Raw genomic sequence first — 25,407 nt, 5'->3', positions numbered from 1 at the left:
TGCTGGTTTGAGACGTTTTAGATATGGAACTTCGTTATCTGCGGTATTTCGTCGCGGTTGCTCGCGAGCGACACTTCACCAAAGCGGCCAAAGCGCTGGGTATTTCTCAGCCTCCTCTGAGTCAGCAGATCAAACGGCTCGAAGAGGAAGTGGGCACGCCGCTTTTCAGACGCCTGACGAGGGGCGTGGAGCTGACCGAAGCGGGGGAAGCGTTCTATGAGGATGCCTGCAAGATCCTGGCGCTGAGCGACGCCGCGCTGGAAAAGGCCCGCGGAATCGCGCGCGGGCTGAACGGTAATCTGTCGATTGGCATCACCAGCTCCGACGCTTTTCATCCCAAAATTTTCGCGCTGATCCGTCAGTATCAGGTGCAGAACATGGCGGTACAGGTTCACCAGGTGGAAGCTAATATGTCTTCGCTGACGACGATGCTGGCGGAGGGTGAGCTGGATATCGCCTTCGTGCGTCTGCCGTGCGAGAGCAGCAAGGCATTCGAGTTAAAAATCCTCGACCGGGAGCCGATGGTGGTGGCGCTGCATCGCGACCATTCGCTGGCGGCGTGCGGCGATCTGGCGCTGGATCAACTCCGGGATACGCCAGTGGTGCTGTTCCCGCAGGAGGTCGCGCCCGGCCTGTACGACCGGGTTTACGGCTGCTGCGAACGGGCCGGGATCGACGTGCAGCACGCGCTGCAGTCATCACAGCTTTCGTCCTCTCTGAGCATGGTTTCCGCCGGCGGCGGCTTCGCGCTGGTACCGAAATCCATGGCGGCCATTTCTCCGCCGAATGTTACCTACCACGTACTGAGATCACCGGCGCTTTACACCGATATCGCGCTCTGCTGGCGACGCTTTGAACGCTCGCGAACGGTGAAGCGGTTTCTGGCGATGATGAGTGAGGGGTAGCAGCCGGTTTGGTTGGTGGCTTTTGTAGGCCGGGTAAGGCGCAGCCGCCACCCGGCAACATAGCCTCCGTCGTCAAATCCAGACGTCGTTCTCTGCGGTGCGCTCCCCACCTTCGTGTCCGGTATTCAGGACCCCACACGGTTCTATCATCATCATTTTTACCGTCGTTTCAGCAGACGTTTTATGTTCAACGCCTTTTGGCACAACGTACATTTCCCCTGGATTGACGAGCACATGTCCGTCAAGAAAATCAATACGTAACACGCCCTCGACCACGATGAATGCCTCATCGGTTTCAGGGTGCGCGTGCCATATAAAATCACCCGATATTTTGACGATTTTAAACTGATAGTCATTCATCTGAGCGATGACTTTCGGCTGCCAGTGCGCGTCGAAGAGAGAGAATTTATTGTCTAAATTAACAGGACTATACATTGCGACACTTCCTATGGTTGAGAAGCATCCAGGATAGAATAAGGCCGGCGTGCCGGTCTTGAACGATCGTGCAAATCAGGCAGGATGACCTTTAATGAATTTTTGCCAGCGCCCCGGCGACATACCCAACGTTTTGATGAACTGACGAGTCATGTGACTTTGATCTGAAAACCCCGCTGCAGCGGCAGCCTCAGCAAGCGACAGGCCCGCCTGAATCAGGCGTCGACAGTATACAAGTCGACGCATGGTCACATAGCGATAAGGACTCGTTCCATAAAGCGCACGAAAATCCCGGCTGAGGCTCCAGCGATCTCTGCCACTGACGGCGGATAAAGTATCCAGCGTAATATTGTGAATGAATTCAGTGTGTATATATTCGCGCGCGCGTTCTGCGGATTGATAATCCACCCGATTCCGGCGAAAACGTTGTCCTCCCACGACGGCGAGCGTGTGGGCGAGATCGTAGAGCGCATCGTCTTCTTCCAGCGTATCGAAAGATTCTTCCGGCGCTTTTAACAGCGGTTCGGTCGCTGCAAAAAGCCGGGGATCGGATGAAATTCCGCCGGGAATAAACGGCAAAGGTTTTCCGCCCAGGATTTTTTGAATTAACGCCGGATCGATATACAACATCCGATACTGGAATCCGTCGTTCGTTCCCGCCTCTCCGTCATGTATTTCGTCAGGGTGCAGGACCATTGTCCCGCCCGGCAGGCTATGTTGTTTACTTCCCCGATAGTGAAAACTCTGCACCCCGGATAAGGTCCGGCCTATGGCATAAGTGTCGTGACGATGCGGCTCATAGCCATGCCCGCTGAAATACGCCTCTATGCGCTCTATTTTTCCGGGTTGTTGCGCCAGTCTGACCCAGTCTTTGTTAGCTTTTGCATTCGACATATATGACACCTGATGCCCTGTGAGGGTGAAACAACACCATAAACGCATCGGGTGCAGTTTGGAAAGTTGTTGCAGGCAACGCGGGGTCGGATCCAGGACTTTGCTGTTTTATTGATATACGCTCCGGAACTACGTTTTCCTGGTAATTGTTTGCCGCATGCCATCTGTTACTCTGACAGAGTGCAAAGGATGACAAGGACGTGAAATGCTGAACCCCGGATTCGTTACCCGCAAAGCGCTTGCTCTCTGGCGGGATGTCCCTGCTTTTTTACCCCAGTTTCAGTTCCATGAGAAACATCGAGCGGTCATTCATACTTCCAACCCTGAAAATATTCTGCCGTTGATTGCAAGCTTTGACGTCCAGCAAGACCCCGTCATTCGGCGGCTGATGTCTTTGCGGCAATTACCGCAGAAATTTCTGCACAATCAGCAGACTAACTCGACGGGCAACTTTGGGCTGCACAGTTTTACGCTGTTGCACAGCTCAGCATCCGAGCTCTGCTTTGGCTTAAGAGGGCAATTCTGGCGGACAGATTTCGGTCTGGAAAACGCGCCCGATGCGATTGCTTTTCAGGCACCCGCCGGGCCGGGCAGCGCAAAACTGTTGCTGCGCTACCAGGTAGCGGAACTGGCGCCAGGTCAACATGAACTCTGTACTGAGACCTTCGTCTATTGTCCGGACAAACGTACTCAACTCAAAATGGCGGCCTACTGGCTGGCAATACGGGCAGGGAGCGGCTGGATCCGTAGAAGGACGCTGGAGGCTGTCAGGTTGCATGTTGAAAATCAGAAGTGAGGGATTTCTGTGAAATGCCCTGAGCACTGGAGGTTTTGATGACTATACGAGTTATTACATTTTTGCTCATATTCGGCGCATTTGCTGTAAATGCAGCTGGTGGCGGTAATGGTGGGGATGGTGGGGATGGAGGAAATGGTTCGGATGGAGGAAACGGTTCGGATGGCACCGTCTCAGCTCCGGGCCGTGCGGGTTGTCCAGGCGGAACAGATCCGGACGCGTCGGGAAAATTTTATCTTCCAGGAACAAAACAGCAATGCAATCCCGGGAAGCAGGATGCCGTGAAAAGCGCCATGCAATCAGATGCAGAGTGACAGTATGCTAACCCATCCTGACTCCACATCCTCACTTGCCTCCTGCTTCAGGCATTAATACCTGCGGCGGAATACGCAGACCTAGACTTTCTCCTCCGCACGCAATGCGGCCTGCACAGCGGGCCGGGCACTGATTTTTTCCCTGTACGCCAGTAGCGCGGGCCAGTCGTTGAGTTCAATTGAGAAGAATGTGCACCATTCCAGCACGGTGAAAAGATAGGCATCTGCCACGCTGAATGCCGATCCCATCAGATAAGCGCTAGTGGAGAGCGTTTCCTGAAGAAAATCGAACCGCCTGAACAGCTTCTCACGAAAAATCGATTTGGCCTCTTCGGGCAGCTCGCGGTTGAAAAGAGATGTCGATCCCGCGTGTATTTCGCTGGTGATAAAGTTTAGCCATTCCTGAAGCCGCACTCGCTCCCAGCTGTCTGCTCGCGGTGCCAGCCCACTTTCTGGCTTGAGGTCTGCCAGGTACTGCAAAATGGCTGGCCCCTCGGTCAGGATTTTCCCGTCATCCAGTTCAAGCGCAGCGACGTACCCTTTAGGGTTAATGGTCAGGAAGTCGCGCCCGTCAGCGGTAAGCTTGCTCCTGTTGTCCACTTTAATCAGTTCAAACTCAATCGCCAGTTCGCGAAGCACGATATGGGGTGAGAGTGAACAGGTGTCCGGGGCGTAATAGAGTTTCATAATCTCTCCGTTAAAGCTGTTGAGTGGTGACGATTCGGTTTGCATTCACTGTGCTTAAAACCGATCTCGCTGTAAAATTAATGATTCATAAATTAGCCATTAGCTGAGCTACTGATACCTATGATGAATCTTTTGCACTGGCGCTTACTGGTTGCGGTGGCCGATGCCAGTAATATTTCACGTGCCGCCGAAGAGGTAGGCATGACGCAGTCGGGTGCCAGCCAGGCGATCGCTCAGTTAGAGGCCTCATTAGGATTTGCGATATTCACGCGTGAGCGACACCACATCGGCGTGACGGCCCTGGGCGAGCGGGTTGTTAAAGAGGCTAGAAGTATGCTGGCACGGCTGGACGCCATCCGCCTACTGGCGGATAAGAGCCGGGGGCTGAATGGCGGTCGCATTCGTCTTGCCAGTTTTCCTTCGGTGACATCCACATTTTTGCCCGGACTACTGCGCGATTTTAAGCGCCTGCATCCTGAAATCGAGGTGGTCGTACTGGAAGGGACGGACCAGGAAGTCGAAGAGTGGCTGGCGGCAGATACGGTTGATCTGGGCGTGGTAATGAACCCTGTTCCCGGGCGTGCTGAAGCGCTCCTGGGACAAGATGCGTGGGTCGCGGTGCTGCCAGCCAGTCACCGTCAGGCTCGCTATGCGCGTTCGCGGGGCATCACGCTTGAGGAACTGGCAGACCAGCCTTTTGTACTCGCTACAGGCGGTTGTGCCGTTAATGGAAAAAGCCTGATGGAACAGGCAGGCTTGCGGCTGTCTGACGTACGCGTGACCGTCCGCGACTGGATCAGCGCCTGCCTGCTGGTACGCGAAGGCATGGGCGTCGCGCTTATACCAGAATCCGCCCTGCCGGTTGAATTACGCGGTTTGTGCGTCGTGCCCGTGACGCCTTCGCTGTACCGTGAGTTTGGGGTGGTTTGTTCGGCGGCGAGCAAATCCTCCCGAGCAACTCAGACGTTATTGGAAGTGTTGCTCAAAATGAAAAGGTCTGCGTAAGGAGTAACGGCGGCGCTGCGCTTGCGCGGGCCTACGGTTCGTGTCGCGGGGAGGTTTGGTGTTTGGTTTTGTAGGCCAGGTAAGGCGTAGACGCCACCCGGCAATGCCCTTCTTGAAGCCGCCTCGCAAACCTGCAAGCAACCTTATGTAATTCATGGGCATCCCTTCCCTTCCTTTTTTCGCCGCCGTAAAGTGCCTGCGTTGCGGCACATCCGTAACCGGGCGTAGGAACCCGTTTAACATGACTCGGCAATTATTTTTGTCGCGACAGCGCTCATCCCGTTAAAATACGGTCGCGCTGGCGGAGCAACCGAAAGGTTGGCCGTTTTGTCATGTGCGGCATTCCTACCTCCGTCAGCGCTACCACCCATGAGCGTAGGAACTTATGTGGTGGTCTGGATTTTTTTTGAAAAGGAATACTACATGACAACTATCCCTACCCTGACTTACGCACTTTCTGAGGAAAGCGCTGTTTATCACCTTATCCACCTGCAACTTTCCGATTCTGCGGATCTCTTCGAGTTGGCCGACGCCTGCACCGCTTATGTGAGCGTGCTGGTGGAAACTGACGACGCGGTGACGTTTGCCACGCTCTGCAAGCGATTGCTGGCTGTGCTGAAGCGGCTGCGTGAGTGCTGCGATGCCGAACTGCCTTCGTATCTGGTTGAACAATTGATCGCAGGGGAAAAGATTACCTCCTGCGTGCCGGACTGCTGGCAGGAGACGACGCTGCAAGTGGACTATGCCGTGGCGTTAACGCTGGCGGTGATGGGCGGGACACTGCCTACAAGCGTGGCGAAAGAACTCACCGGACTGCTGCATGATATGGTCTGGCTGCTGGCGGAGTTTGTGAAGGAGCCTTATATAACGGCGCATTGAGGCGGGTGATGGGAGGCCGGGGTTCTGCTGGGTAAAGCAGAATTCCGGCCTTATGCAAAGTACAAGGCTGTCTGTTGAATGTCCGTTAAGAGCGAGGAGCGGACATTAACAATGAATTATTTATGGTTTTTTTTCATTTCTCCAGCGAGCCAAGCCTTCAGCCGATTTCGCTAACCGAAGTAAAGGTTGTGCAGGAAAGCTTTGCTGACGTTGGATTGTGACAAAGAAGTCAGTGACAACTGAAATGAATGAGGTATCTGCCATATTGTGATTCGATGACAAACTCTTCATGCAGGGAGCCATACCACACTGGTGGGCTAGTGATGAGGCTATAGAACAGTGCATTACCGGTCATTTCATTGAGATCATCTATGAAATTTGCGAGGATATTCTGCTTCAATGAGGATGGCAGAAGCTGCATGTCCTCATGTTCAAAGAACCATATTTTCACTGTTTCCATAACTATTTTTTGAGAACATTCTTTAAGTTGTGGGTGCCAGTATGCGGCCGGAAACTTATTTGTAATGGATGAATGGTACATCGCCAAAGAAGTCAGCATGCTGTCGCTTTTCTCAAGTTTAACTACAAAATAGTCTGATACACGGTTTGCCGCATCATTCATACAACCTACAGCTCGCATAAACCCTGTAAGTCGTTCCGCATACTTATCCATTTTTCCTCTTTAAGCTCGTTGACGTAGCTGAATTCATGAACAGGACTTCATTATTGATAGTAACCTTTCAGGACATTACAACATAATTGTAAGTTCACGTGTTAAACAGCATGAGGGAACATTAAATCCTTGAATAGCTCCCGACTGATTAAAACAAGCTGTTTTAACAACTTCCGCTTCTGGCACAAAGCGGACATTTCTTTCACAGTCACCTCATAAAGTGTTCGCAAACATTAAATGAGCGCCTTCATCACGAGCATATGAACACTGCACTCCATCAATGTTTCTACATTATCAACCCACCAACCATCACCTATAATGTTTCCTGTCTGAAAACAAGGGGCAAGGATGCACGTAGTCTCAAGAGCGCCTTTCGACGCAGCCACCAGACAATTTCCTAATCAAGAACCCGCTCTGGACGATCTTTACCGGGTACTAAAAAAGGAACACTATCCATCACCAGACGACATGCGAAAGCGCTTTCCCAGCCTGGATCGGATGAAATCCGGGAAAAATGGTGGTCATTGATTTACCGCTGGCATCGATTAAATGCATATCCTGAGCGAGAAGATCATCAAGATAAAAAGGTTGTTAGAACCAGTAAATGTCCCCACTGCTCTAGTCACGAAGATGTTACCTCGTGTCAGGGAGATCCAGGTTTCATTCGGTTGTAAATATAAGTACAGCAGAGCCCGGCATCCTGCAGCAGGCGGTAGTCCTGCCACAGGAATGGGTCTACCCGATCGGATAGACATAATTAATTTTATAAAAATGCTGTTTCGCCACTACCAATTTTCTTCACTTCAAGCCCTTTAAATTTGATGCCAATCCCATGTTCCTGATCCAAATCGGTCGAGAACATGAACCCAAATTCATTGTCCTCATCTGGGGAAAGGTAAACTTTCAGCAAAATCAAGTCTTTTGCATCCGCACCATATATACGCTTGCTATATACCTGGGTTTCAGTTGCGATTTTCTCGAAAAAATCTTTCTGTTTCTTAATAAGAAAATCGATGTCTTTTTTCATTTTTTCATCGACCGAATCAGATTCAGGGTTTATGCATTGGACGAGAGAAGGACCAAATACCGATAATACTAAATCGACTGAAACACCTTCATCATCTACATAAAAATCCAGTTCAAGTGACATTACCACCCCTATTTCATTTTGGATTAAATGAGTTGGCTGTTTTCTTAGTTTCAAGAGACTCCTACTTAACCCCGTGATATTTTTCGAATTGATTTATAGAACCTCAATGCGGGAAAGACATAACGAAGTGCAGTAACTTTTGACTCTAATGGAGCATTAACCATCAGAGAATAAAAAAAGAGTCGGTAAGGATTATTTCCCAACCGACCATTTACAATACAGAAGTTACTTTCTTGAGAACGGAAAAAGGCATTCCCTAAAAGAACTTTCCTTCACTTCACTTTGAAATTCTCGACCATTTTCAAGTTCTAATTTATCTAATTTAGCCAAAACAAACCTTTCGTTCTCAGCATGAGCTTTATCATAAAAATCAATAGATTGCTGTCCTAAATCATCAATCTCTATTAGTTTAGAAAAAATAGAGTTAATCAGAGGACTACCTGCGTACATTACAGATTCGGTTTCCTCACAAGAAAATTTTAAATACATTATCGCTTTTTTCAAGGCGACTACTTCACTTTGACTTAAAGTCAAATATTTTTCTTGGTTATCAGCCACACCTACCTCCTCTAGACTTTATTTGCTCCTGATTCATCTTCAGTCGTTGCTCATAAGATAAATGGGATACAATATCATAAGGGTTTTTGCCTGCATGAAGTACCTCACCTAATTTTAACCGACCTGAATGAATGTATTCTAATTCGGAACTCTGGATAATGTTACCCATTTGGGAATTATCAGCTTTGAATATAATTGAATAGTCACCACGTCCTGTATGTAATGGATCGTTAATGAAAATATCTCTCATTGCATCCTGAGGTGACATTAAGATATCAGTAACATAAACCTTACCTTTTGAGTTAGGTTCAATAACTCCGGAATTCATGATGCGATCTAAGCCAGCCTTATCCGTATAATGGATAAATACATCTTCTCCGCTTAAACCCCACGGATCGATCCAAGATAGCGGATTCGGCGCATACTGATAAAGGTTCCATCCGCCATTCAACCCAATCGGATCCTGCACAATAAACCGCCCGACCTGCGGGTCGTAGTAGCGGAACAGGTTATAGTGCAGTCCCGTCTCACCGTCAGCGTACTGCCCGGCATAGCGAAGCGGCTGGTGAGCCATCGCCGTGCGATTCACAAGCCGTGAGAACCCTTCGCTCTGATGGCGTACCTCGCCAAAGCTGCCGTACTGGCCGCTCCAGCGCACCGTGCCATGCTCGTCGGTCACTTCCAGCGGCGCGCCGTTCAGGTCGGTGTTGAACCAGTAAATCTCACCGCTGCTCTGGTCACGAAGGTGATCCACCCGCGCCAGCGGGCTCCAGGCTTCATTCGGGTCGTAAATATAGGTGCTGCACAGCCCGGCGTTCTGCTGCTCCTGCAGCAGGCGGTAGCCCTGCCACAGGAAGCGGGTGTCGGTGGTGCCATGCGCGGTGGTGACGATTTTGCGCGTGCGGCGACCCAGCGCGTCATAGTGATAGCGCGCCTCAAACCGCCCTTCCGGCCCGGTTCCCCGGGCGGACACCAGACGGTTCTCGGCGTCATACGCATAATGCTGTTCATACAGCCCGTTGCGGCGGCTGACCAGGTTGCCCCAGTGGTCGTATTTCATAAACAGCGCCTGCCAGTGCTGCAGGCGGTTATCCGTCACCGGTACCGCGTCGTCACTGGCAGCGAGGTTATCCGCGGCATCATAGCTGAACTGCGCGCGGCTGTGCCCCTGTCGAGCCTCGTAGTGCTTCAGCAGACGCCCTTCGGCGTCGTAGCCGTAATCCACTTCACCGCGCAGCGTGTCGCTGACGCCGGAAAGCTCACCGCGCGCGGTGTAGCGATACTGGCGTTCCAGTAGCGTCTGCTCCGGCAGGGTCACGTTCGTGCTCAGTTCGCTGCGCTGCAGGGTGCGTCTGCCGAGGCTGTCATACTGGCGGAGCTGCTCGCGCGCGCCCTGAGTGCGGCGAACTTCACGGTGCAGGCGGTCGCGGGTGAATTCGGTCACCAGCTGCTGTCCGAAGCGGATAGCGCTGACGTGGCCGGAGCCGTAGTGCAGCCAGGCCAGCTTTTGCTCGCCGGGCAGCGTCAGGCCGGTCAGGTTGCTCAGGGCATCCCATTCGTAACCGACCGCGCCGTTAATGCCGGATTCGCTCAGCACGCGCCCGGCGGTATCGTGGCGGTAAACGATCTCATCGCTTTCGATACCCAGGGCAACGCCCTCAGCTGTCGGCGTACGGCGGATACGGGTGATTTGACCGCTCAGGTCGCGGAAGTAGCGGTACTCCGCGTGGCGCTGAGTGCGTCCGATCAGCAGCCCGCTGTCGTCATAGCTGAACTGCTGGACGCGACGAGCGATACCGCCATCGGCGGCAGGCCGTCCGTTTTCTTCGAGCGCGCAGAGGAACCCTCGCGCGTCCCATTCCATATGGCGCACGGTCTCGTCCGGGCGCGTTTCGCTGAGCGGTCGGCCCACGGCGTCGTAGGTGAAGCGGTATTCCCCCCCGTTGCCGTTCTCGAGTCGCAGCAGGTTACCGCGCGGGTCATAGCGCCACTGGCGCACGCGGCCAATAAGGTCGGTAAGGCTGACCGGGAGGCCGAGCGCGTTATAGGCCCAGTTCACCTCGCTTTCCAGCGGGTCGCGCCAGCCCGTGAGCTGGCCGCGTTCGTTCCACACCAGCGACTCGCGGCTGCCGTCCGGATGGATCACGGCGCTCAGCAACCCGGCACGGCTCCACTCCCGCCGCGTGGTATTCCCTTCTGCATCCTCGCTGGCAATCAGCTGCCCGAAGCGGTCGTAGGTGAAGCGGGTCACGCTGCCGGAGCAGTCGGTGCGCTGCGTCAGCAGCCCCTGGTGATTCCAGACAAGGCGCACCACACCGCCGATGGCGTCGGTGATGCCTTCCGGCAGGCTTTCTTCCTCATCGGGATAGCGATACGCGGTGGTGCTACCGGCCGGATCCGTTTCCGACAGCAGGCGACCGCGAAGGTCGTACATTGACTGCGATGAGGTGCCGTTCGGATACACCGTGCGGGTGATGCGGTCAGTCAGGCGATGCCAGTGATACTCCGTGTGGCGGCCCGCCGGGTCCGTCTCGCTGGTCATACGGCCATATTTGTCCCACGAGCTGCAGCGCATCGCACCGCCGGGCAGAATGACGTCGCAGAGCTCGCCGTCGCGGTAGACAAACGTCGTCTGGCGACCATCGTAATCAGTGAAGCGCGCAACGTTGTCGTCGTCATCCACCAGCCAGTGCGCCTGCGCGCCGTCATCGCGGATGACCCGACGGATGCCGTTATCAAAATCATATTCGAACGTCAGCTGTTCACCGCCGCTATGGCGGAAGCCGACCACGCGAGGCAGGCCGTCAATTTCGCGCCAGCGGTATTCACTCAGCAGGCCGTTGGCGTCCTCGTGGGCGCTCATCAGCCCGTCCTGCCAGCGGAAGCGTCGGCGCACGCTACCGCCCCGGCCGGTCACACAGACCAGCCGGCGCTGTTCATCATAAGCGTAACTGACCAGGCAGATCTCGTCATCCAGCCAGGCGCTGGCGAGTCTGTCACGGTCGTAGCGGCAGACCACGCGCTGACCCGCGCTGTCGGTCAGGGCATGCAGGGTATTATCCGCATTCCACTCGAAGAGAATATCGTTGCCGCAGGGCTCAGAGAGGCGCTGGAGCAGCGACGGAGCATCATCCTGCAGCGGCGCATAATGCCAGCGCTCGCCGCTGACGTCATACACCGACCAGCTGTCGTCAGAGTGATGTTCAAGCCAGCTTTTTTCGCTTTCGCAGTAGGTGCGCAGCCCTTTCGGGACCTTCGGGAAGGCGACGTAATCGCCAGACGGTGCGCGCCACACCAGGCCGTCCTGATAAGGTTCAAGGCGGCTTTCCCAGAACAGGCTCCAGCCGCGGCCCAGTACGCTGTCGCCGGGGTTGCCGCTGCGCCAGTAGCGCTGCCAGCGCACCGGCAGACGGGAAGGCAGGACGAAATCCAGCTCATCATCCCCGCTGAGAAACTTCTGTCCGCTGACGATATCCACCGGGCGGGCAATGATCCCCGCCGCCGCCACGCCGGTCATCAGCGTGCCGGCGCGGCAGGCGATACGGGCCAGCTTATTAATGCCAGGGATTTTGCCCAGCAGCTTAGACAGCGCCCCGACTTTGCCGGCCGCACCGCCCCAGCCGCCGATAAGCCCGGCGAACAGCAGGGTAAGATCGGAGACTTTGTAGAGCCACTCCGGGACTTCAGACTGAATGGGCAGGGTTTGCTGCGGATCGCCGCCGATGATGACGTTGTCCGAACCGGTCATCACCTTCGCGTCGCAGGTGGTTCGATCCCCGATGCGGGCCGCAGGCAGACCGTTAATAGAGACCCGCGAGGAGCCTTCGGCCATCTGCTGCGAGCCGTCGTCAGAGCACTTCACCGCGCTGTCCGTGGCCATGGCGGCAGGTTTACCGTTGATAAACACATTGGGCGAGCCGGAGGTGATGACGCCTTTCTTCGTCATACTGGATGCCCCGGCGTCTGCGATGCTGTCCCGGGCGGCGGTCGCCAGCTCCCCGGTGTAATACCCCACGGCCAGGCTGGCGCCGACGAGCAGAACGCCCACACCAAGACAGGATGCGCCAAGTCCGGCAATAAACATGGCCCCCGCCAGAATCCCCCCGGCGGCGGCAATCAGACCACCGACAATCGTTCCGGCAATCATCCCGGCCAGCGCACCGGAGTGGCCGATATCATCACCAACGCGTGCTGCTTCAAACATAACAACGATCCCTGAAGTTACTGGTGGAAGCGGAAGCTCCTGAGAAGTTCGCCAAACAGCGCGCTGTCGGCATCGTCCAGCACGCGCGTGCAGGTCATGGTGAACACCAGAATTTTATGGCTGTCGACAGTAAACACGGCCTGCTGCTGCCAGACGCGTTTCCCGTCGCGCAGGTAGCTGGCATGGACAATTTCACCCTGCAAAAGGCTGTCGCCAAGCGTCGCGTCGCTACGCTCACCCTGCTTCCAGCCTTTGATGTGTTTTTCCATCAGGGCGAGCTGGCGATCGATATACGCGGCAAGCGTTTCGCCGGGGTTGAGGGCATCGCGGGAGATATTAAACGCTGGTGCATCCGCCGCGGGCGGCGCGAATACGTTTACGGTACGATCCTGATAGCCATCAGGAAAGTTGATCAGTCCTTCACTGAAAAGGCACTGCGAAGATGGTTCTGACATTGAGCGGGTCCCACCACATTTTTTCAGAAGCGGTAAGTTTCGCATATGTGTTTAAGGCTGAAAAGATGCTGGTCCGCCGATCTCTCTGCTGACCGAAGGTCATTTCTGGCTTCACCGCAAATACAACTCTATTTTCCTGGTAATTACCTGTGGTAAGCCATCTGTTACTCTGGCTGTGCTCAAGGGGTGACAAGGAAAAGAGATGCTGAATCCAGGATTCGTTACCCGCCCTGACGCTATTCTGCCGTTAATTGCCAGTTTTGATATCCAGCAAGATGCCGTGATTCGGCGCTTAATGGCATTAAGGAAAATTCCACTAAAAATCCTGCGCAATCAGCAGGCTCAGGCAGCCGGTGATTTTGGCTTGCACAGCTTTACCCTGTAGAAAAGCTCGGCATCAGAGCTCAGCTATGGCTTAAGAGGACAATTCTGGCGGGCAGATTTCGGTTTGGAAAACGTGCCGGATGCCAGTGCATATCAGGCGCCAGTTTCGCCGGGCAGCAGAGCGGATATGCTCTGACATCTCCTTTCTTCCCGTATAAGGATGCGCTACTCTCACCAGTGCGTTCTCGACCAGCACAGTTCGGAACCTGTCGGCTTGCCAGCAAAAGGATAAAAAATGAAAAAAATAATTCCAGAATATACACCCGTTGATTTATCGCGTTGGGCAAGAAAAGAGCATTTTGAGGTATTTCAGGGATTTGCTCAAAGTACATTTAACCAAACGGTTCTGATAGACATTACCGCGCTGCTGAAACATATAAAAGAGGTTGGCTGGAAATTCTACCCTACGATGATTTTCCTCCTTGCTAAAATTGTCAACCGACATACGGAGTTTCGTATGGCCATAAAGCACAATGAGCTTGTCATTTGGAATGAAATTCATCCCAACTATACTATTTTCCATAATGAAACAGAGACCTTTTCGTCAATGTGGAGCCATTACGATGGCAATATTCAACACTTCCAGAATACTTATTCAGAAGACGTAGCACGCTATGGTAATAACCTTGCATATTGGCCTAAGGAAGAGTCTCGGGAAAATATATTTTTCGTCTCGGCTATTCCCTGGGTGAGTTTTACCAGTTTTAATGTCAACGTTGCTAATATGCAGAACTTTTTTGCTCCGATGTTCACTCTCGCAAAATATTACGAACAAGATGGGAAAGTACTGTTACCTCTCGCCGTTCAGGTACACCATTCCGTATGCGACGGTTTCCATGTGGCAAGACTGTTCAATGAATTACAAGAACTCTGTAATGACTTGCCACATCAATAGAAGGAAATAGGGGGCATATTAATCAGACATCAACGATCGATTCTGAATGTCCCGCAATGGATGCCAGTGATCCCCTTTCTCGAAGACCGCTTTCTCCTTTATCCCGGGCCTTCACTCCCTGCCGCCAGCAGTGGCACTACCACGTCGCTAATGGGAACCGGGATACCGTGCGCGCGACCATAACGTTGAATAACACCGTTACGAATATCCCACTCCAGCGGCCGGTTGGCCTGACGATCTGCGAGGATCGATGTGCCTAAATCGGCAGGTGCACGCTGGAAGTTTGTCAGGATCTCTTGTGCCACCTCATCGTCCAGGTTTGCCCCCTCGGCACGAGCGACGGCCAGCCCTTCACACAAATACGCAAGCGCCAGCTCGCTGATATCCTCGCGAGAGAACATCCCGGCGCGACGATTGGCCAGCACCATCAGGCCAGCCACCGCATTTTGCAGCAGTTTGCGCCATGCCACACTGGAGAAATCTGCCGACAGTTCAACCGCACAGCGTGTGCCGCGCAGGGCATCGACCACTCGTTGTGCCTGCGGGACATCCGGCAATGTCAGACGCGGTTTGGCGCGCAGCCATACTGAGGCATCCGGCTCACGCTGCGCCGGGAACCAGACCACCGACGGCAGTACCGTTGCGCCGTTGACCCACGGAGCAAGCTGGGCTTTTTGCTCAACGCCATTTTGCAGGGCGCAGACCACGGTGTTTTCGTCACACAGCACGCGCAGCCATCCGGCGCTGTCGGCATTTTGCGTCGTTTTTACCGCCACAAAAACGAGATCAACGGGGCGCGTGATGATACTCGGATCCGTTAATACCGGACCGGGCACCACCGTTTCCCCCTCATCGTGACGCAAACGTAATTCCGGGTGCGCGGTGCGTCCGCACAACAGCGGCGTGCGGCCAGCGTCATGCAGCACTGCGGCAATGGTGGTCCCAATAGCACCGGGTCCAATCAGCGCAATGGTTGGATAGTCAGACATGAGTCACTCCCCTTTTGCTAAGCCTGCTAACAGTTATACCACCCTGAGACGAGCGCGCCACCCTCGTTGTCTATACTCAACACATAACAGACAACGGAGTGCGCCATGCCTTTACCCGATTTCCATTCCTCCGAACCTTTCACTCTTGGCATCGAACTCGAACTGCAGGTGGTGAACCCGCCTGGATACGATCTCAGCCAGGACTCCTCAGCCCTTATCGCCGCCGTTAAAAACGACATCAAAGGCGGTGAAGTCAAACACGACATCACCGAAAGCATGCTCGAAATCGCTACTGGGGTGTGTCAGAACATCGACCAGGCGGCAGCACAGCTCTCTGTGATTCAGCAAAGCATCCTGCGAGCGGCAGCGGATCAGCATATTCAGATTTGCGGCGGCGGAACGCATCCGTTCCAGAAATGGCAGCGTCAGGAAGTGTGCGACGACGAGCGCTATAACATCACGCTGGAGCGCTTTGGCTACCTGATTTTGCAGGCGACGGTGTTCGGCCAGCATGTGCATATCGGTTGCCGGACCGGGGATGACGCCATTTATCTGCTGCACGGCCTGTCACGTTTTGTGCCGCACTTCATTGCCCTGGCGGCGGCATCGCCGTACATGCAGGGCACAGACACGAAGTTTGCCTCGTCGCGGCTTAATATCTTTTCCGGATTCCCGGATAACGGCCAAATGCCGTGGGTTAACAACTGGCAGGAGTTTGAAGGGCTGTTCCGCCGTTTGAGTGCCACCAGCATGGTCGACAGCATTAAAGATCTGCACTGGGATATTCGTCCCAGCCCACATTTTGGCACCGTGGAGGTGCGGGTGATGGATACCCCGCTGACGCTCGGCCACGCGATCAATATTGCCGGGTTAATTCAGGCTACGTCACACTGGCTATTGACCGCGCGGCCCTATAAGCATCAGGAGCGGGATTTTCTGCTGTATCGTTTTAACCGTTTTCAGGCATGCCGTTACGGGTTAGAGGGCATTCTGACGGACGTTTACACCGGCGAGCAGAAGACTGTTGCAGAAGAGATCGACTGGCTGCTGGAGCAGGTTGCACCGTCGGCCGAGAAACTCGGCGCGACAAGTGCGATAACGGAAATTGCCCTGCTGTTAAAGCAGGGCAAGAGCGAGGCGCAACGCATGCGGGACTTTATTGCAGACGGTGGCTCACTTATCTCCCTGGTGCAAAAACATTGCGAACTATGGGCAACCGCTCCGTAACCCTCTCCCCACCTGGGGAGAGGTGTTTACGTTATACAGCCTTACGGAACCTGCGGGTCAGTCGCTTCTCGATTTCGACGACGAAGAACATCACACCAGCGACCGCCAGGGTCACGAACCAGTAACGCAGCGGTAAGGCTTCCGTACCAAACAGCATCTGCATAAATGGCAGGTAGATAATCGCCGCCTGAAGCAGGAACAGCACACCCGTCACCAGCCAGATCCCTTTGTTCGCCAGCAGGCCGCGGTTCAGGGAGAATGATTCCGTGTTGCGGCAGTTAATCATGTAGACCCACTGGGCACAGACCAGCATCTGTAGCAGCACGGTGCGGATGAACTCCGCGCTGTGACCGCGCGGGGCCAGCCAGGCTTCAAGTGCAAAGGCCGCAATGGCAATCATGGTGCCGACGAAGGCCACGCGCCACACGGCGTAGGCATCCATCACGTGCTGTCCGGTCTTACGTGGTGGACGACGCATGATGTTGCGTTCGGCGGCCTCAAAGGCCAGGCCGAAGGAGAGCGTGGCGGAAGTGGCCATGTTCATCCACAAAATCAGCACCGGGGTCAGCGGAATGATATTTCCTGCCAGCAGCGCAATGACAATCAGCAGCCCCTGCGCGAGGTTGGTCGGCATAATGAAGAGGATGGTCTTCTTCAGGTTGTCGTAAACGCGACGCCCCTCTTTCACCGCGCTGGCGATGGTGGCGAAGTTATCGTCCGTCAGGACCATGTCCGCAGCCTCTTTGGTCACTTCCGTGCCTTTGATGCCCATCGCGATGCCCACGTCCGCCTGACGCAGCGCCGGGGCATCATTAACACCGTCACCGGTCATGCCGACGATTTCACCTTTATCCTGCAACGCTTTCACCAGGCGCAGCTTATGCTCCGGGCTGGTACGGGCGAAGATGTCATACTTCACCGCGGCTTCAGCCAGCCCGGCGTCGTCCATTTTCTCCAGCTGATAACCCGTTACGGCCTGCTCGCTGTTACTGATCCCCAACATCTGGCCGATGCTCATTGCCGTCTGCGGGTGATCGCCGGTGATCATCTTCACGCGGATCCCCGCCTGCTGACAGGCGTTTATCGCCGCAATGGCTTCCGGACGCGGTGGGTCCATCATCCCGGCAATACCGAGGAAGATTAGACCGTGCTTCAGCGCATCGTGGGTTAACGCCTGCTCGCCGCTCGTCGGTTTGAACGCTGCTGCCACCATACGCAGCCCCTGGCGCGCATAGCGCTCCATCTCGGTTTCCCAGTACGCGCGGTCGAAATCTTGTGTACCGTTACGGCTCTGCTGCTGCGCGCACAGGGCGAAAATCACATCTGGCGCGCCGGTAATTAAAATCTGCTCCTCACTGCCGACCTGGTAGTGAGTACTCATGTACTTATACTGCGAGTCAAACGGGATCTTGTTAACCAGCGTGGTCATGACCGGCTCAAGATGAGCTTTCGCTGCCAGTACCTTTAGTGCGCCTTCGGTCGGCCCGCCGGTAATCCCCCACAGACCGCGCTCGTCCTGAATCAGCTGGCTGTCATTACACAGGTCAATGGTACGCAGGTACTGCTCCAGCACGGTGCCAGGCTGGATTTGTATGGGCTCGTCGCTCCCCTCCAGGTAAATATTGCCCACCGGCTCGTAGCTGTTACCATCTACACGATAGCAGCTGTCAGCGGTGATGATGGCTTTTACCGTCATCTCGTTCATGGTCAGGGTGCCGGTTTTGTCCGAGCAGACCACGGTCATTGCTCCCAGAGTTTCCACCGTCGGCAGTTTGCGGATAATGGCCCGCTTACGCGCCATCGCCTGCACGCCCAGAGAAAGGATGATGGAGATAATCGCCGGCAGGCCTTCCGGTACGGATGCTACCGCCAGGCTAATCAGGGAGAGCAGTAACTCGCCCATCGGGATCTCACGAAATACCAGGCTGAAAACAAACAGCGCAGCCATCATTGCCAGAATAATGACGAAGATCGCTTTACCCAGCTTGTCCATTTGTACCAGCAGCGGCGTGCGGTGCTTTTCGATGCCCGCCATCATCTGGTTGATGTGGCCGAGTTCCGTATCCTTACCGGTCGCGGTGACCACGCCAACGCCGCCGCCCGCACTTACGGTCGTTCCGGAGAAGACCATGTTGGTACGATCGCCCAACGGTAATTCACCGTTCAGCGGATAAATGTGTTTATCCACAACCGTGGATTCACCGGTCAAAATCGCTTCTTCTACCCGTAAATTATGCGCTTCGATGAGACGCATATCCGCCGGAATACGATCTCCCGCACGTAATACGATAATATCGCCCGGGACTATTTCAGTTGTCGGTATAGTTTCATGATTGCCGTTGCGAATAACGCGCGCCTCACTGGAGAGCATATTGCGAATACTCTTCAGGGATTTTTCCGCATTACTTTCCTGAACATGGCCAATTAACGCATTAATGACTGCGACACCCAAAATAACCAGCGTATCAACCCAGTGGCCCATTACTGCCGTTAATACGGCGGCGGCCAGCAGGACATAAATCAGCACATCATTAAAATGGGCCAAAAAACGCAGCCAGGCGGGTTTACCTTTTTTCTCCGGCAGCGCGTTCGGACCTGATTTTTGCAGACGCGCCTGCGCCTCTACACGGTCCAGACCGCTGGCCTGGCTCTGCGTGTGGGTAAGCACCTGCTCGACGCTCTGCTGATATGCCAGCCCGCCGGAAGGCGGCACGTTTGGGGACAATTTTTTTTCAGTCATCGTATTTTTCCTTCAATATCCGGTGAAGAGAAGCCTGAATTCCTTTCTGGCTTAAATAAATTCATTTTAAAGTCTTGCGGGTAAAATTGATCTACCGCAATATAATTGCGTCTCGGTTATTCAAAACTGTTTAAAACTATTTCGATGAGCTAATTTTTACAAAATGTTTCTAAACCAAATCTAAACGAGGAGGAACCATGTTTGGTATTTATCGCGGGCGCCGCCTGGCGTTATACATTATCGCAGCCATTGTTATTGCCACGTTAATTGGTTATAGCACCTATACATTTGTAAAATTATTTTCGTAACGCAGACATTTATTGACATAACGCGATATTAATTTAATTGTCTGCCGGATAATATTTTATTCCTGTGATTGACACACAGATTACGGCGATTATTTTCTTGAAATCGAGTAGGCGGGTTTATATTGCTTTACGTTCCGGGATGCCGGACAATGACATTTTTAACTGACGATTAACATTAAGATGAAACACCCGTTAGAATCACTGCTCACCGCGGGAGGCATTTTATTGCTGGCCCTGCTTTCGTGCCTGCTGCTTCCTGCGCCCTCGCCTGGGCTGGTGCTGGCGGAGAAACTGGTTACCACCTTCCATATGGTCGATCTTAACCAGCTTTACACCATTTTGTTCTGCCTGTGGTTTTTACTGCTTGGGGTTATCGAATTCTTCGTGTTGCGTTTCGTCTGGCGTCGCTGGTTTTCACTGGCGTCGTAAGCCATAAAAAAGCCGGGTAATGGCTACGCCTTACCCGGCCTGAATTTCGATATGTTCAATGCGCCTGGCTATGATTCTCTTTGCGGTATGCTCCGGGCGGCTGGTTGAACGTGCGGGTAAAGATGCGCGTAAACGTCTGCTGCGAGTCATACCCGTAGCGCAGGCAGATTTCATAGACGCGCTCGTCTGATTCGCGCAAATCGCGCGCCGCCAGCAACAGCTTGCGTTCACGGATATAACGTCCCAGACTCTCCCCTTTGTACTGCATAAAGAGTCTCTGCAGGTGCCATTTCGAGTAACCCGCGTGGCGAGCAATCTCGTCAATACGTAATGGCTGATGCAGGTTGTCGTCGATCCACTCGACGATGGTATCAATGACTTGAGCGGAAATGGTCATACAGCTCTCCCCTTCTGCTTCTCGTTTAAACATTATTCCCACCATTCACGAAATGTTTGCGTGGTATCGCTCACCCGAACAGGCTCACCCAGCTCCGGTGTCAGCAGCCGATAGTTTTTGTCCTTGCTGGCTTTTGCCAGCTGGATCAGCGGGTCGTTCCATGTGTGTTTCGCCAGTACGAAGCGCCCGTTATGCCCGGGCACGACGGCTTTTGCATTAAGATCGGCTGAAGCCTGCGCCGTTTCATCCGGCAGCATGTGGATGTACTTCCAGTCCTGGTCGTACTGGCCGTTTTCCATAATGGCTAAATCCACCTCGCCAAACTGTTCGCCGATAGCCCTGAAGTGCGGGCCGTACCCGGAGTCACCGCTGTAGTAAACCTTCTGCTCTGGCGTAACGAACATAAAACTGCCCCACAAGGTTTGATCGCGTTTGATACCGCGTCCGGAGAAGTGACGCGCCGGAAGTACATGCACCGTCAATTCATCACTGATGTGCACCGACTGGTTCCAGTCTCGCTCGTCGATAATCTCTGGTTTCATCCCCCAGTAACGCAGGTGAGATCCGACACCCAGCGGTGTCACCACACGCTTCACTTTCGGCAGTAATGCCCTGATGGTGGCGTAATCCAGATGATCGTAGTGATCGTGCGAGATAATCAGCAGGTCGATTTCCGGCATGCTCTCAGCGCGCCATGGATATTCACCGGCGAAGGCTTTATTCAGGAACGAGAACGGCGCGGCATAGTTGCCCAGCACCGGATCGATCAGAATGCGTTTGCCCGCCAGCTGGAGATACCAGGAAGAGTGACCAAGCCACACCAGGGTGTCCTGCTCCAGCGGCAGGCTCGCAAGATCGGTTTTCACCATCGGCAGCGGCTGAGCCGGGCGTGCGTTTTCCGTTTTTTGGGTCAGAAACTCCCACATCGCCACCAGCATATTTTTGTCGCCGTTATAACCCGGTGTCGGCAACGTATTATGGAATTTCCCGTCACGATGCTGTGGGGAAGCCTCGACTTCCGTGAGCTGAGCCCCCTGCGGGGACTGGCCAAATCCGGCATTCAGGACAAACGGTAAACTTGCAGCTGAAGCAATAATCATGACAAACACCACGCAGATGAATTGAGGCTTTTTCATATCCTGACCCGAAAACGCGCCCCATCCGATGGTTTGCGCGGGGTAAACTTGATTATGAGTGAGTAAGCACTCATTATAGATGTGATGATAAAGTCGTCAAGACGTTTTCGATCTTTGACATTCCGCGTTGCAGCGTGTCAAAGCACGTGTTTCAATCAGGGTTTTTATAATTGACAGGGGGAAAAATTTAGTGGCACGTCCGAAGAGTGAAGATAAAAAACAGGCCTTGCTGGAAGCCGCAACGGTGGCGTTTGCACAGTCAGGTATTGCCGCCTCAACGGCACTCATCGCCCGAAACGCGGGCGTCGCCGAAGGGACTCTGTTTCGCTACTTTGCTACCAAAGACGATCTGCTGAATGCCCTCTATCTGCACCTGAAGCAGGATCTCTGTCAGGCAATGCTGTCCAACCTGGATCGCAGCCTTACCACGCCAAAAGAGCACACGCGAAACATCTGGAACAGCTACGTTGACTGGGGGATCAAAAACCCTCTCGCCCACGCCGCGATTCGCCAGCTTGGCGTGAGTGAAAAGATCAACGCTGAAACTGAGCAGGCTGTGAAAGAGATGTTCCCCGAGCTGCATGAACTCTGCCGCCGCTCGGTGCGTCATGTATTTATGTCTGATGAATTTAAAACGTTCGGCGATGCGCTGTTTTTATCGCTGGCCGAAGCGACGATGGAATTTGCCACCCGCGATCCTTCCCGCGCCGTTGATTTTAAAGCGCTCGGCTTTGAGGTGATGTGGCGCGGGCTTGCCCAGGAGGAGAGCGATGGAGAGTAAGGCCTTGCAGGAGCACGCAAAACGCGTGGCGCTGGAGCTGCCGTTCACCGAACACTGTTGGCCTTTCGGGCCGGAGTTTGACGTGTTTAAAGTAGGCGGAAAAATTTTCATGATTGTGGCCGTCGCGCACGGGAGACCACACGTCAGCCTGAAATCAGACCCGGAGAAATCCCTGCTTAATCAGCAGATCTATCGCGGGATAGAGCCGGGCTACCATCTGAGTAAAAAGCACTGGATTTCCCTTTACGGCACTGACGATGTGACACCGGACCTGGTTACCGACCTCATCAATGATTCCTGGCATCTGGTGGTGGATAAGCTACCGAAAAAAGACCAGAAGTGGATCCGTCCGGCTTGATTGTTCGTCTGAGACGAACAGAATAAGCGCTCGAATTGCACTTATCTTTTTCCGCGTCGCGCTGTAATCTGCTCACCTTTCGCGCCCGCGCACGGGCGAATTTCATCACCAGGAGTTGTTATGGATATCATTTCTGTCGCCCTGAAACGCCACTCCACCAAGGCGTTCGACGCAAGCAAAAAACTGACCGCTGAAGAAGCGGAAAAAATCAAAACCCTGCTGCAGTACAGCCCGTCCAGCACCAACTCCCAGCCGTGGCACTTTATTGTTGCCAGCACCGAGGAAGGTAAAGCACGCGTGGCGAAGTCTGCTGCGGGCACCTATGTCTTCAACGAACGCAAAATGCTGGATGCTTCTCACGTGGTAGTGTTCTGCGCGAAAACGGCGATGGATGATGCCTGGCTGGAACGCGTTGTGGATCAGGAAGAAGCTGATGGCCGCTTTGCGACATCTGAAGCGAAAGCCGCGAACCACAAAGGCCGCACCTATTTTGCTGACATGCACCGCGTGGATCTGAAAGATGACGACCAGTGGATGGCGAAACAGGTTTATCTGAACGTCGGTAACTTCCTGCTGGGTGTGGGGGCGATGGGTCTGGATGCGGTACCGATTGAAGGTTTCGACGCCGCGATCCTCGACGAAGAATTTGGTCTGAAAGAGAAAGGCTTTACCAGCCTGGTGGTGGTGCCAGTTGGCCACCACAGCGTGGAAGATTTCAATGCCACGCTGCCGAAATCTCGCCTGCCGCTGAGCACGGTTGTGACCGAGTGCTAAACAAAACGGGCCGCTCAGTGCGGCCCGTTACGTTTTACCGGCCGCCAGCATGCCAAATCCGCTCCGCATACCGCCCTATCACCGCCAGCGACGCCGCCAGAATCAGGAAGAACACCACCTTATTCATGCCGTCCCAGAAGTACTCGAAATAGCGGGTATAAAGGTTGATGGCAAGAAACGTCAGACCAAAGCCGCGCAGCATACCGTCGTCGGTTTTCAGGCTGATATAAATACAGATTACCGCAGCCACCGCAAACAGCAGCGCCCACGGCAGAAGCGATGCCTGCGTCACGCTGTACCAGTTATCAATATCGTAATTGCCAAATATCGACATGATCCACAGGGCGACAAACAGGTACGTTAACCCCATTGCTTTGCTGGTCGTGTAGAGCTGTCGCGCCTGCAATAACGCCCGCAGAACCCAGCACAACGCCAGCAGTCCGCCACCGAAGAAGATAAACCGTACCGGGTAGTTCATCCCCAGCCAGTACGCGCCCCAGCCGGATACATAGCCCGTCTCAGCACCAAACCAGTTGCCAAGTGAGAGCAGGAAAAACAGCCACACCAGCCCCGAGCGACCAAAAAAGCCCACCAGCCCGTAAATCACACAGCCTGCCAGGAACAACGGTGCCACGTGGCCGCTGCCGTTATCGAGCCGTTCGCCAAGCTGCCAGAGCGCGATGGCGGTAAAGAAGACCCCAAGGAACAGGATCGCCTCAGTACTGTAGTGCCACTGGGTTTCCCGCCGCTGTCGGCTGAATCCCCACAGATAAAACAGCACCGCAATCACCGCCGGTAGCCCGATGCGGGCGAAAGAAGAGAAAGCGAAGAATTCGATAATACGCGCCATCAACTCACTGTCGGAGAACAGGCTGCCAATGGCGATGATCACACAGGCGAGCGCCGTCCAGAAGGCGTAGCGGCTAAGGCGCTGCCAGTCCATGGAGACGCGTTTCAGGGTCCCGGTCAGCCGTTGGTGTTCGTCGTGGGTTAACACACCGTCCTGTTGCCACTCATCGAGTGCGCGACGTAAAAGTCGCTCCTGTTTTCGGGTCACCTTCATTTAGCCTGCTCCGCCAGCCATTCCATTGCTTTCTCCCCCGCGTCATCCACTGGCAGATAAACCAGCAGTCGCGAACCGTTGCGAGGAGCAGAGTACCAGTACATTTGTTGCAGGGTAAACTCCCCAAGTTCAGGATGGGTGAATAGCTTGAGCTGGTTTTCCACGCCGCGCACCTCGTTGCGCTGGTGCCACAGGGTTTTAAACTCGTCAGATACCGCGAAGAAGCGTGCCAGTTTAGCTTCCCACAGCGGGTCACCCCGATGCTCGGCCATCGCCGCCCTGAAATAGGAGACAAATATCGGCAGTACATCGTCGCGCCGGCCAAGCCGGGCACGCCACGCAGGATGCGTGAGGAACAGATAAATACAGTTGCGATCTTCCGGCGGGATAGCATTGAAATCGACCCCCATCAGATGGCCAAAGCTGTCGTTCCACGCCACGATGTCGAAATTCGGTTTCTGAATACTGGCCGGTTTTGGCATCAGCGTATCCAGCAGGCGGCGCGTACCTTCGCTGATCCCCTCGCAGCAGGTCGCCTGCGGTGCTTCACCCGGTGGTAATCCGGCCAGTACAAACAGGTGCCGTGCTTCAGTCGGGGTACATTGCAGTGCTTTTGCGACGGCGGCCATGACCGCGCTGGAAGGATTAACATCCCGGCCCTGCTCAAGCCAGGTGTACCAGGTCACACCCACGTCAGCCAACAGAGCGACCTCTTCCCGGCGCAACCCTGGCGTGCGTCGACGACCACTGCGCGGAAGGCCGAGACGCTGCGGATCAAGGCTTTCGCGACGGGCACGCAGAAATGCCCCCAGCTGTTTTCGGGTGTCATCCTGAAGTGAGACGACAGGTTCAGACATCAGCGCCATAAATCCCCCTGCATGGTAGTGTCAGTACCAGTATAAGCAAGAACTGGTACCCGTTTATCAGATAGTTGATGCTACGACCATCTGATGAATGACGCAATGGAGTTA

The 25,407-nt window shown here is 54.2% G+C and carries 26 protein-coding genes and 1 pseudogene; 13 read left to right on the top strand and 14 right to left on the bottom strand.

From position 1 onward, the window contains the following. Positions 1-23 precede the first annotated feature (23 nt). Positions 24-905 carry a LysR family transcriptional regulator gene (locus ACLHV9_RS06295; RefSeq protein WP_108090644.1) on the top strand — a complete coding sequence of 294 codons (882 nt, stop codon included), beginning with the start codon at positions 24-26 and terminating at the stop codon, positions 903-905. Between the two features lie 72 nt (positions 906-977). Here the strand turns inward: ACLHV9_RS06295 and ACLHV9_RS06290 are convergent, their stop codons facing one another. Both ACLHV9_RS06290 and ACLHV9_RS06285 read right to left on the bottom strand, forming a co-directional pair. Beyond that, positions 978-1,340, bottom strand: a complete 363-nt coding sequence (locus tag ACLHV9_RS06290) for a cupin domain-containing protein (protein WP_028019536.1) — start codon at positions 1,338-1,340, stop codon at positions 978-980. A gap of 75 nt (positions 1,341-1,415) precedes the next feature. After that, entirely contained in the window at positions 1,416-2,234 is an 819-nt protein-coding gene (locus ACLHV9_RS06285; protein WP_164989094.1) for an AraC family transcriptional regulator, read from the bottom strand. Between the two features lie 205 nt (positions 2,235-2,439). Here ACLHV9_RS06285 and ACLHV9_RS06280 point away from each other — a divergent pair, with 205 nt between their 5' ends. Both ACLHV9_RS06280 and ACLHV9_RS06275 read left to right on the top strand, forming a co-directional pair. Then, positions 2,440-3,030, top strand: coding sequence for a hypothetical protein (locus ACLHV9_RS06280; RefSeq protein ID WP_028019538.1), 591 nt, complete (start codon positions 2,440-2,442; stop codon positions 3,028-3,030). A gap of 38 nt (positions 3,031-3,068) precedes the next feature. Continuing rightward, a complete protein-coding gene (locus ACLHV9_RS06275; protein WP_407220291.1) occupies positions 3,069-3,344 on the top strand; it encodes a hypothetical protein in 276 nt (91 codons plus the stop codon). A gap of 81 nt (positions 3,345-3,425) precedes the next feature. On the opposite strand, the gene gstA is transcribed toward ACLHV9_RS06275, so the two are convergent. After that, entirely contained in the window at positions 3,426-4,031 is a 606-nt protein-coding gene (gstA, locus tag ACLHV9_RS06270) for a glutathione transferase GstA (RefSeq protein ID WP_407220290.1), read from the bottom strand. Between the two features lie 120 nt (positions 4,032-4,151). Between gstA and ACLHV9_RS06265 the strand changes: the two genes are divergently transcribed. Next, a complete protein-coding gene (locus ACLHV9_RS06265) occupies positions 4,152-5,036 on the top strand; it encodes a LysR family transcriptional regulator (RefSeq protein ID WP_108090648.1) in 885 nt (294 codons plus the stop codon). A gap of 423 nt (positions 5,037-5,459) precedes the next feature. After that, complete coding sequence (locus ACLHV9_RS06260) at positions 5,460-5,915, top strand: hypothetical protein (protein ID WP_108090649.1); 456 nt, start codon at positions 5,460-5,462, stop codon at positions 5,913-5,915. Positions 5,916-6,144: 229 nt separating this feature from the next. Here the strand turns inward: ACLHV9_RS06260 and ACLHV9_RS06255 are convergent, their stop codons facing one another. Next, positions 6,145-6,588 carry a hypothetical protein gene (locus ACLHV9_RS06255; protein ID WP_028017579.1) on the bottom strand — a complete coding sequence of 148 codons (444 nt, stop codon included), beginning with the start codon at positions 6,586-6,588 and terminating at the stop codon, positions 6,145-6,147. A 348-nt stretch (positions 6,589-6,936) separates the two neighbouring features. On the opposite strand from ACLHV9_RS06255, the pseudogene ACLHV9_RS06250 reads away from it, so the two are divergent. After that, a pseudogene (locus tag ACLHV9_RS06250) lies at positions 6,937-7,109 on the top strand (cytoplasmic protein); the annotation flags it as partial. A 242-nt stretch (positions 7,110-7,351) separates the two neighbouring features. On the opposite strand, the gene ACLHV9_RS06245 reads toward ACLHV9_RS06250, so the two are convergent. From ACLHV9_RS06245 to ACLHV9_RS06230, 4 genes are all read right to left on the bottom strand, one after another. Continuing rightward, positions 7,352-7,738: a hypothetical protein gene (locus ACLHV9_RS06245; RefSeq protein WP_108090650.1), complete on the bottom strand. Its 387-nt coding sequence runs from the start codon at positions 7,736-7,738 to the stop codon at positions 7,352-7,354. A gap of 225 nt (positions 7,739-7,963) precedes the next feature. Further along, complete coding sequence (locus tag ACLHV9_RS06240; protein WP_108090651.1) at positions 7,964-8,296, bottom strand: hypothetical protein; 333 nt, start codon at positions 8,294-8,296, stop codon at positions 7,964-7,966. Further along, positions 8,289-12,500 carry an RHS repeat-associated core domain-containing protein gene (locus tag ACLHV9_RS06235; protein WP_407220289.1) on the bottom strand — a complete coding sequence of 1,404 codons (4,212 nt, stop codon included), beginning with the start codon at positions 12,498-12,500 and terminating at the stop codon, positions 8,289-8,291. Before ACLHV9_RS06235 ends, ACLHV9_RS06240 begins: the two co-directional genes overlap by 8 nt. A gap of 17 nt (positions 12,501-12,517) precedes the next feature. Beyond that, positions 12,518-12,955 carry a DcrB-related protein gene (locus ACLHV9_RS06230; protein ID WP_108090653.1) on the bottom strand — a complete coding sequence of 146 codons (438 nt, stop codon included), beginning with the start codon at positions 12,953-12,955 and terminating at the stop codon, positions 12,518-12,520. A gap of 202 nt (positions 12,956-13,157) precedes the next feature. Here ACLHV9_RS06230 and ACLHV9_RS06225 point away from each other — a divergent pair, with 202 nt between their 5' ends. Both ACLHV9_RS06225 and catA read left to right on the top strand, forming a co-directional pair. Then, entirely contained in the window at positions 13,158-13,340 is a 183-nt protein-coding gene (locus ACLHV9_RS06225; protein WP_256125027.1) for a hypothetical protein, read from the top strand. Between the two features lie 234 nt (positions 13,341-13,574). Further along, complete coding sequence (gene catA, locus ACLHV9_RS06220; protein WP_049007426.1) at positions 13,575-14,234, top strand: type A chloramphenicol O-acetyltransferase; 660 nt, start codon at positions 13,575-13,577, stop codon at positions 14,232-14,234. Between the two features lie 98 nt (positions 14,235-14,332). On the opposite strand, the gene ACLHV9_RS06215 is transcribed toward catA, so the two are convergent. Then, positions 14,333-15,223: an oxidoreductase gene (locus ACLHV9_RS06215; RefSeq protein ID WP_407220288.1), complete on the bottom strand. Its 891-nt coding sequence runs from the start codon at positions 15,221-15,223 to the stop codon at positions 14,333-14,335. 105 nt (positions 15,224-15,328) lie between these two features. Here ACLHV9_RS06215 and ACLHV9_RS06210 point away from each other — a divergent pair, with 105 nt between their 5' ends. Continuing rightward, positions 15,329-16,450, top strand: a complete 1,122-nt coding sequence (locus ACLHV9_RS06210) for a YbdK family carboxylate-amine ligase (protein ID WP_108090655.1) — start codon at positions 15,329-15,331, stop codon at positions 16,448-16,450. 31 nt (positions 16,451-16,481) lie between these two features. Here ACLHV9_RS06210 and ACLHV9_RS06205 read toward each other — a convergent pair whose 3' ends face one another. Then, a complete protein-coding gene (locus ACLHV9_RS06205) occupies positions 16,482-19,190 on the bottom strand; it encodes a cation-transporting P-type ATPase (protein ID WP_108090656.1) in 2,709 nt (902 codons plus the stop codon). 488 nt (positions 19,191-19,678) lie between these two features. Between ACLHV9_RS06205 and ACLHV9_RS06200 the strand changes: the two genes are divergently transcribed. Beyond that, positions 19,679-19,927 (top strand): DUF1158 domain-containing protein, encoded by a 249-nt coding sequence (locus ACLHV9_RS06200; protein WP_028018441.1) that lies wholly within the window; start codon positions 19,679-19,681, stop codon positions 19,925-19,927. Positions 19,928-19,982: 55 nt separating this feature from the next. On the opposite strand, the gene ACLHV9_RS06195 is transcribed toward ACLHV9_RS06200, so the two are convergent. Together ACLHV9_RS06195 and ACLHV9_RS06190 are read right to left on the bottom strand one after the other, a co-directional pair. Next, positions 19,983-20,324, bottom strand: coding sequence for a RamA family antibiotic efflux transcriptional regulator (locus ACLHV9_RS06195; protein ID WP_049007437.1), 342 nt, complete (start codon positions 20,322-20,324; stop codon positions 19,983-19,985). Positions 20,325-20,356: 32 nt separating this feature from the next. Continuing rightward, a complete protein-coding gene (locus tag ACLHV9_RS06190; RefSeq protein ID WP_028018443.1) occupies positions 20,357-21,460 on the bottom strand; it encodes an MBL fold metallo-hydrolase in 1,104 nt (367 codons plus the stop codon). Between the two features lie 190 nt (positions 21,461-21,650). Between ACLHV9_RS06190 and ACLHV9_RS06185 the strand changes: the two genes are divergently transcribed. The 3 genes from ACLHV9_RS06185 to nfsB all read left to right on the top strand — a co-directional run bounded on the left by ACLHV9_RS06185 (position 21,651) and on the right by nfsB (position 23,373). Next, entirely contained in the window at positions 21,651-22,241 is a 591-nt protein-coding gene (locus tag ACLHV9_RS06185; protein WP_028018444.1) for a TetR/AcrR family transcriptional regulator, read from the top strand. Then, positions 22,231-22,599 carry an MmcQ/YjbR family DNA-binding protein gene (locus ACLHV9_RS06180; RefSeq protein ID WP_108090657.1) on the top strand — a complete coding sequence of 123 codons (369 nt, stop codon included), beginning with the start codon at positions 22,231-22,233 and terminating at the stop codon, positions 22,597-22,599. The genes ACLHV9_RS06185 and ACLHV9_RS06180 overlap by 11 nt, the downstream gene beginning before the upstream one ends. A 120-nt stretch (positions 22,600-22,719) precedes the next feature. After that, complete coding sequence (gene nfsB, locus ACLHV9_RS06175; protein WP_108090658.1) at positions 22,720-23,373, top strand: oxygen-insensitive NAD(P)H nitroreductase; 654 nt, start codon at positions 22,720-22,722, stop codon at positions 23,371-23,373. A gap of 34 nt (positions 23,374-23,407) precedes the next feature. Here the strand turns inward: nfsB and ACLHV9_RS06170 are convergent, their stop codons facing one another. Both ACLHV9_RS06170 and ACLHV9_RS06165 read right to left on the bottom strand, forming a co-directional pair. After that, a complete protein-coding gene (locus tag ACLHV9_RS06170) occupies positions 23,408-24,436 on the bottom strand; it encodes a DUF2157 domain-containing protein (protein WP_108090659.1) in 1,029 nt (342 codons plus the stop codon). Next, complete coding sequence (locus tag ACLHV9_RS06165; RefSeq protein ID WP_108090660.1) at positions 24,433-25,302, bottom strand: helix-turn-helix transcriptional regulator; 870 nt, start codon at positions 25,300-25,302, stop codon at positions 24,433-24,435. The genes ACLHV9_RS06170 and ACLHV9_RS06165 overlap by 4 nt, the downstream gene beginning before the upstream one ends. Between the last annotated feature and the right edge of the window lie 105 nt (positions 25,303-25,407).

The sequence above is a fragment of the Enterobacter sp. CPE_E890 genome (assembly GCF_046521475.1).
Taxonomy (GTDB): domain Bacteria; phylum Pseudomonadota; class Gammaproteobacteria; order Enterobacterales; family Enterobacteriaceae; genus Enterobacter; species Enterobacter adelaidei.
This window is presented reverse-complemented; position numbering and strand designations above follow the sequence as displayed.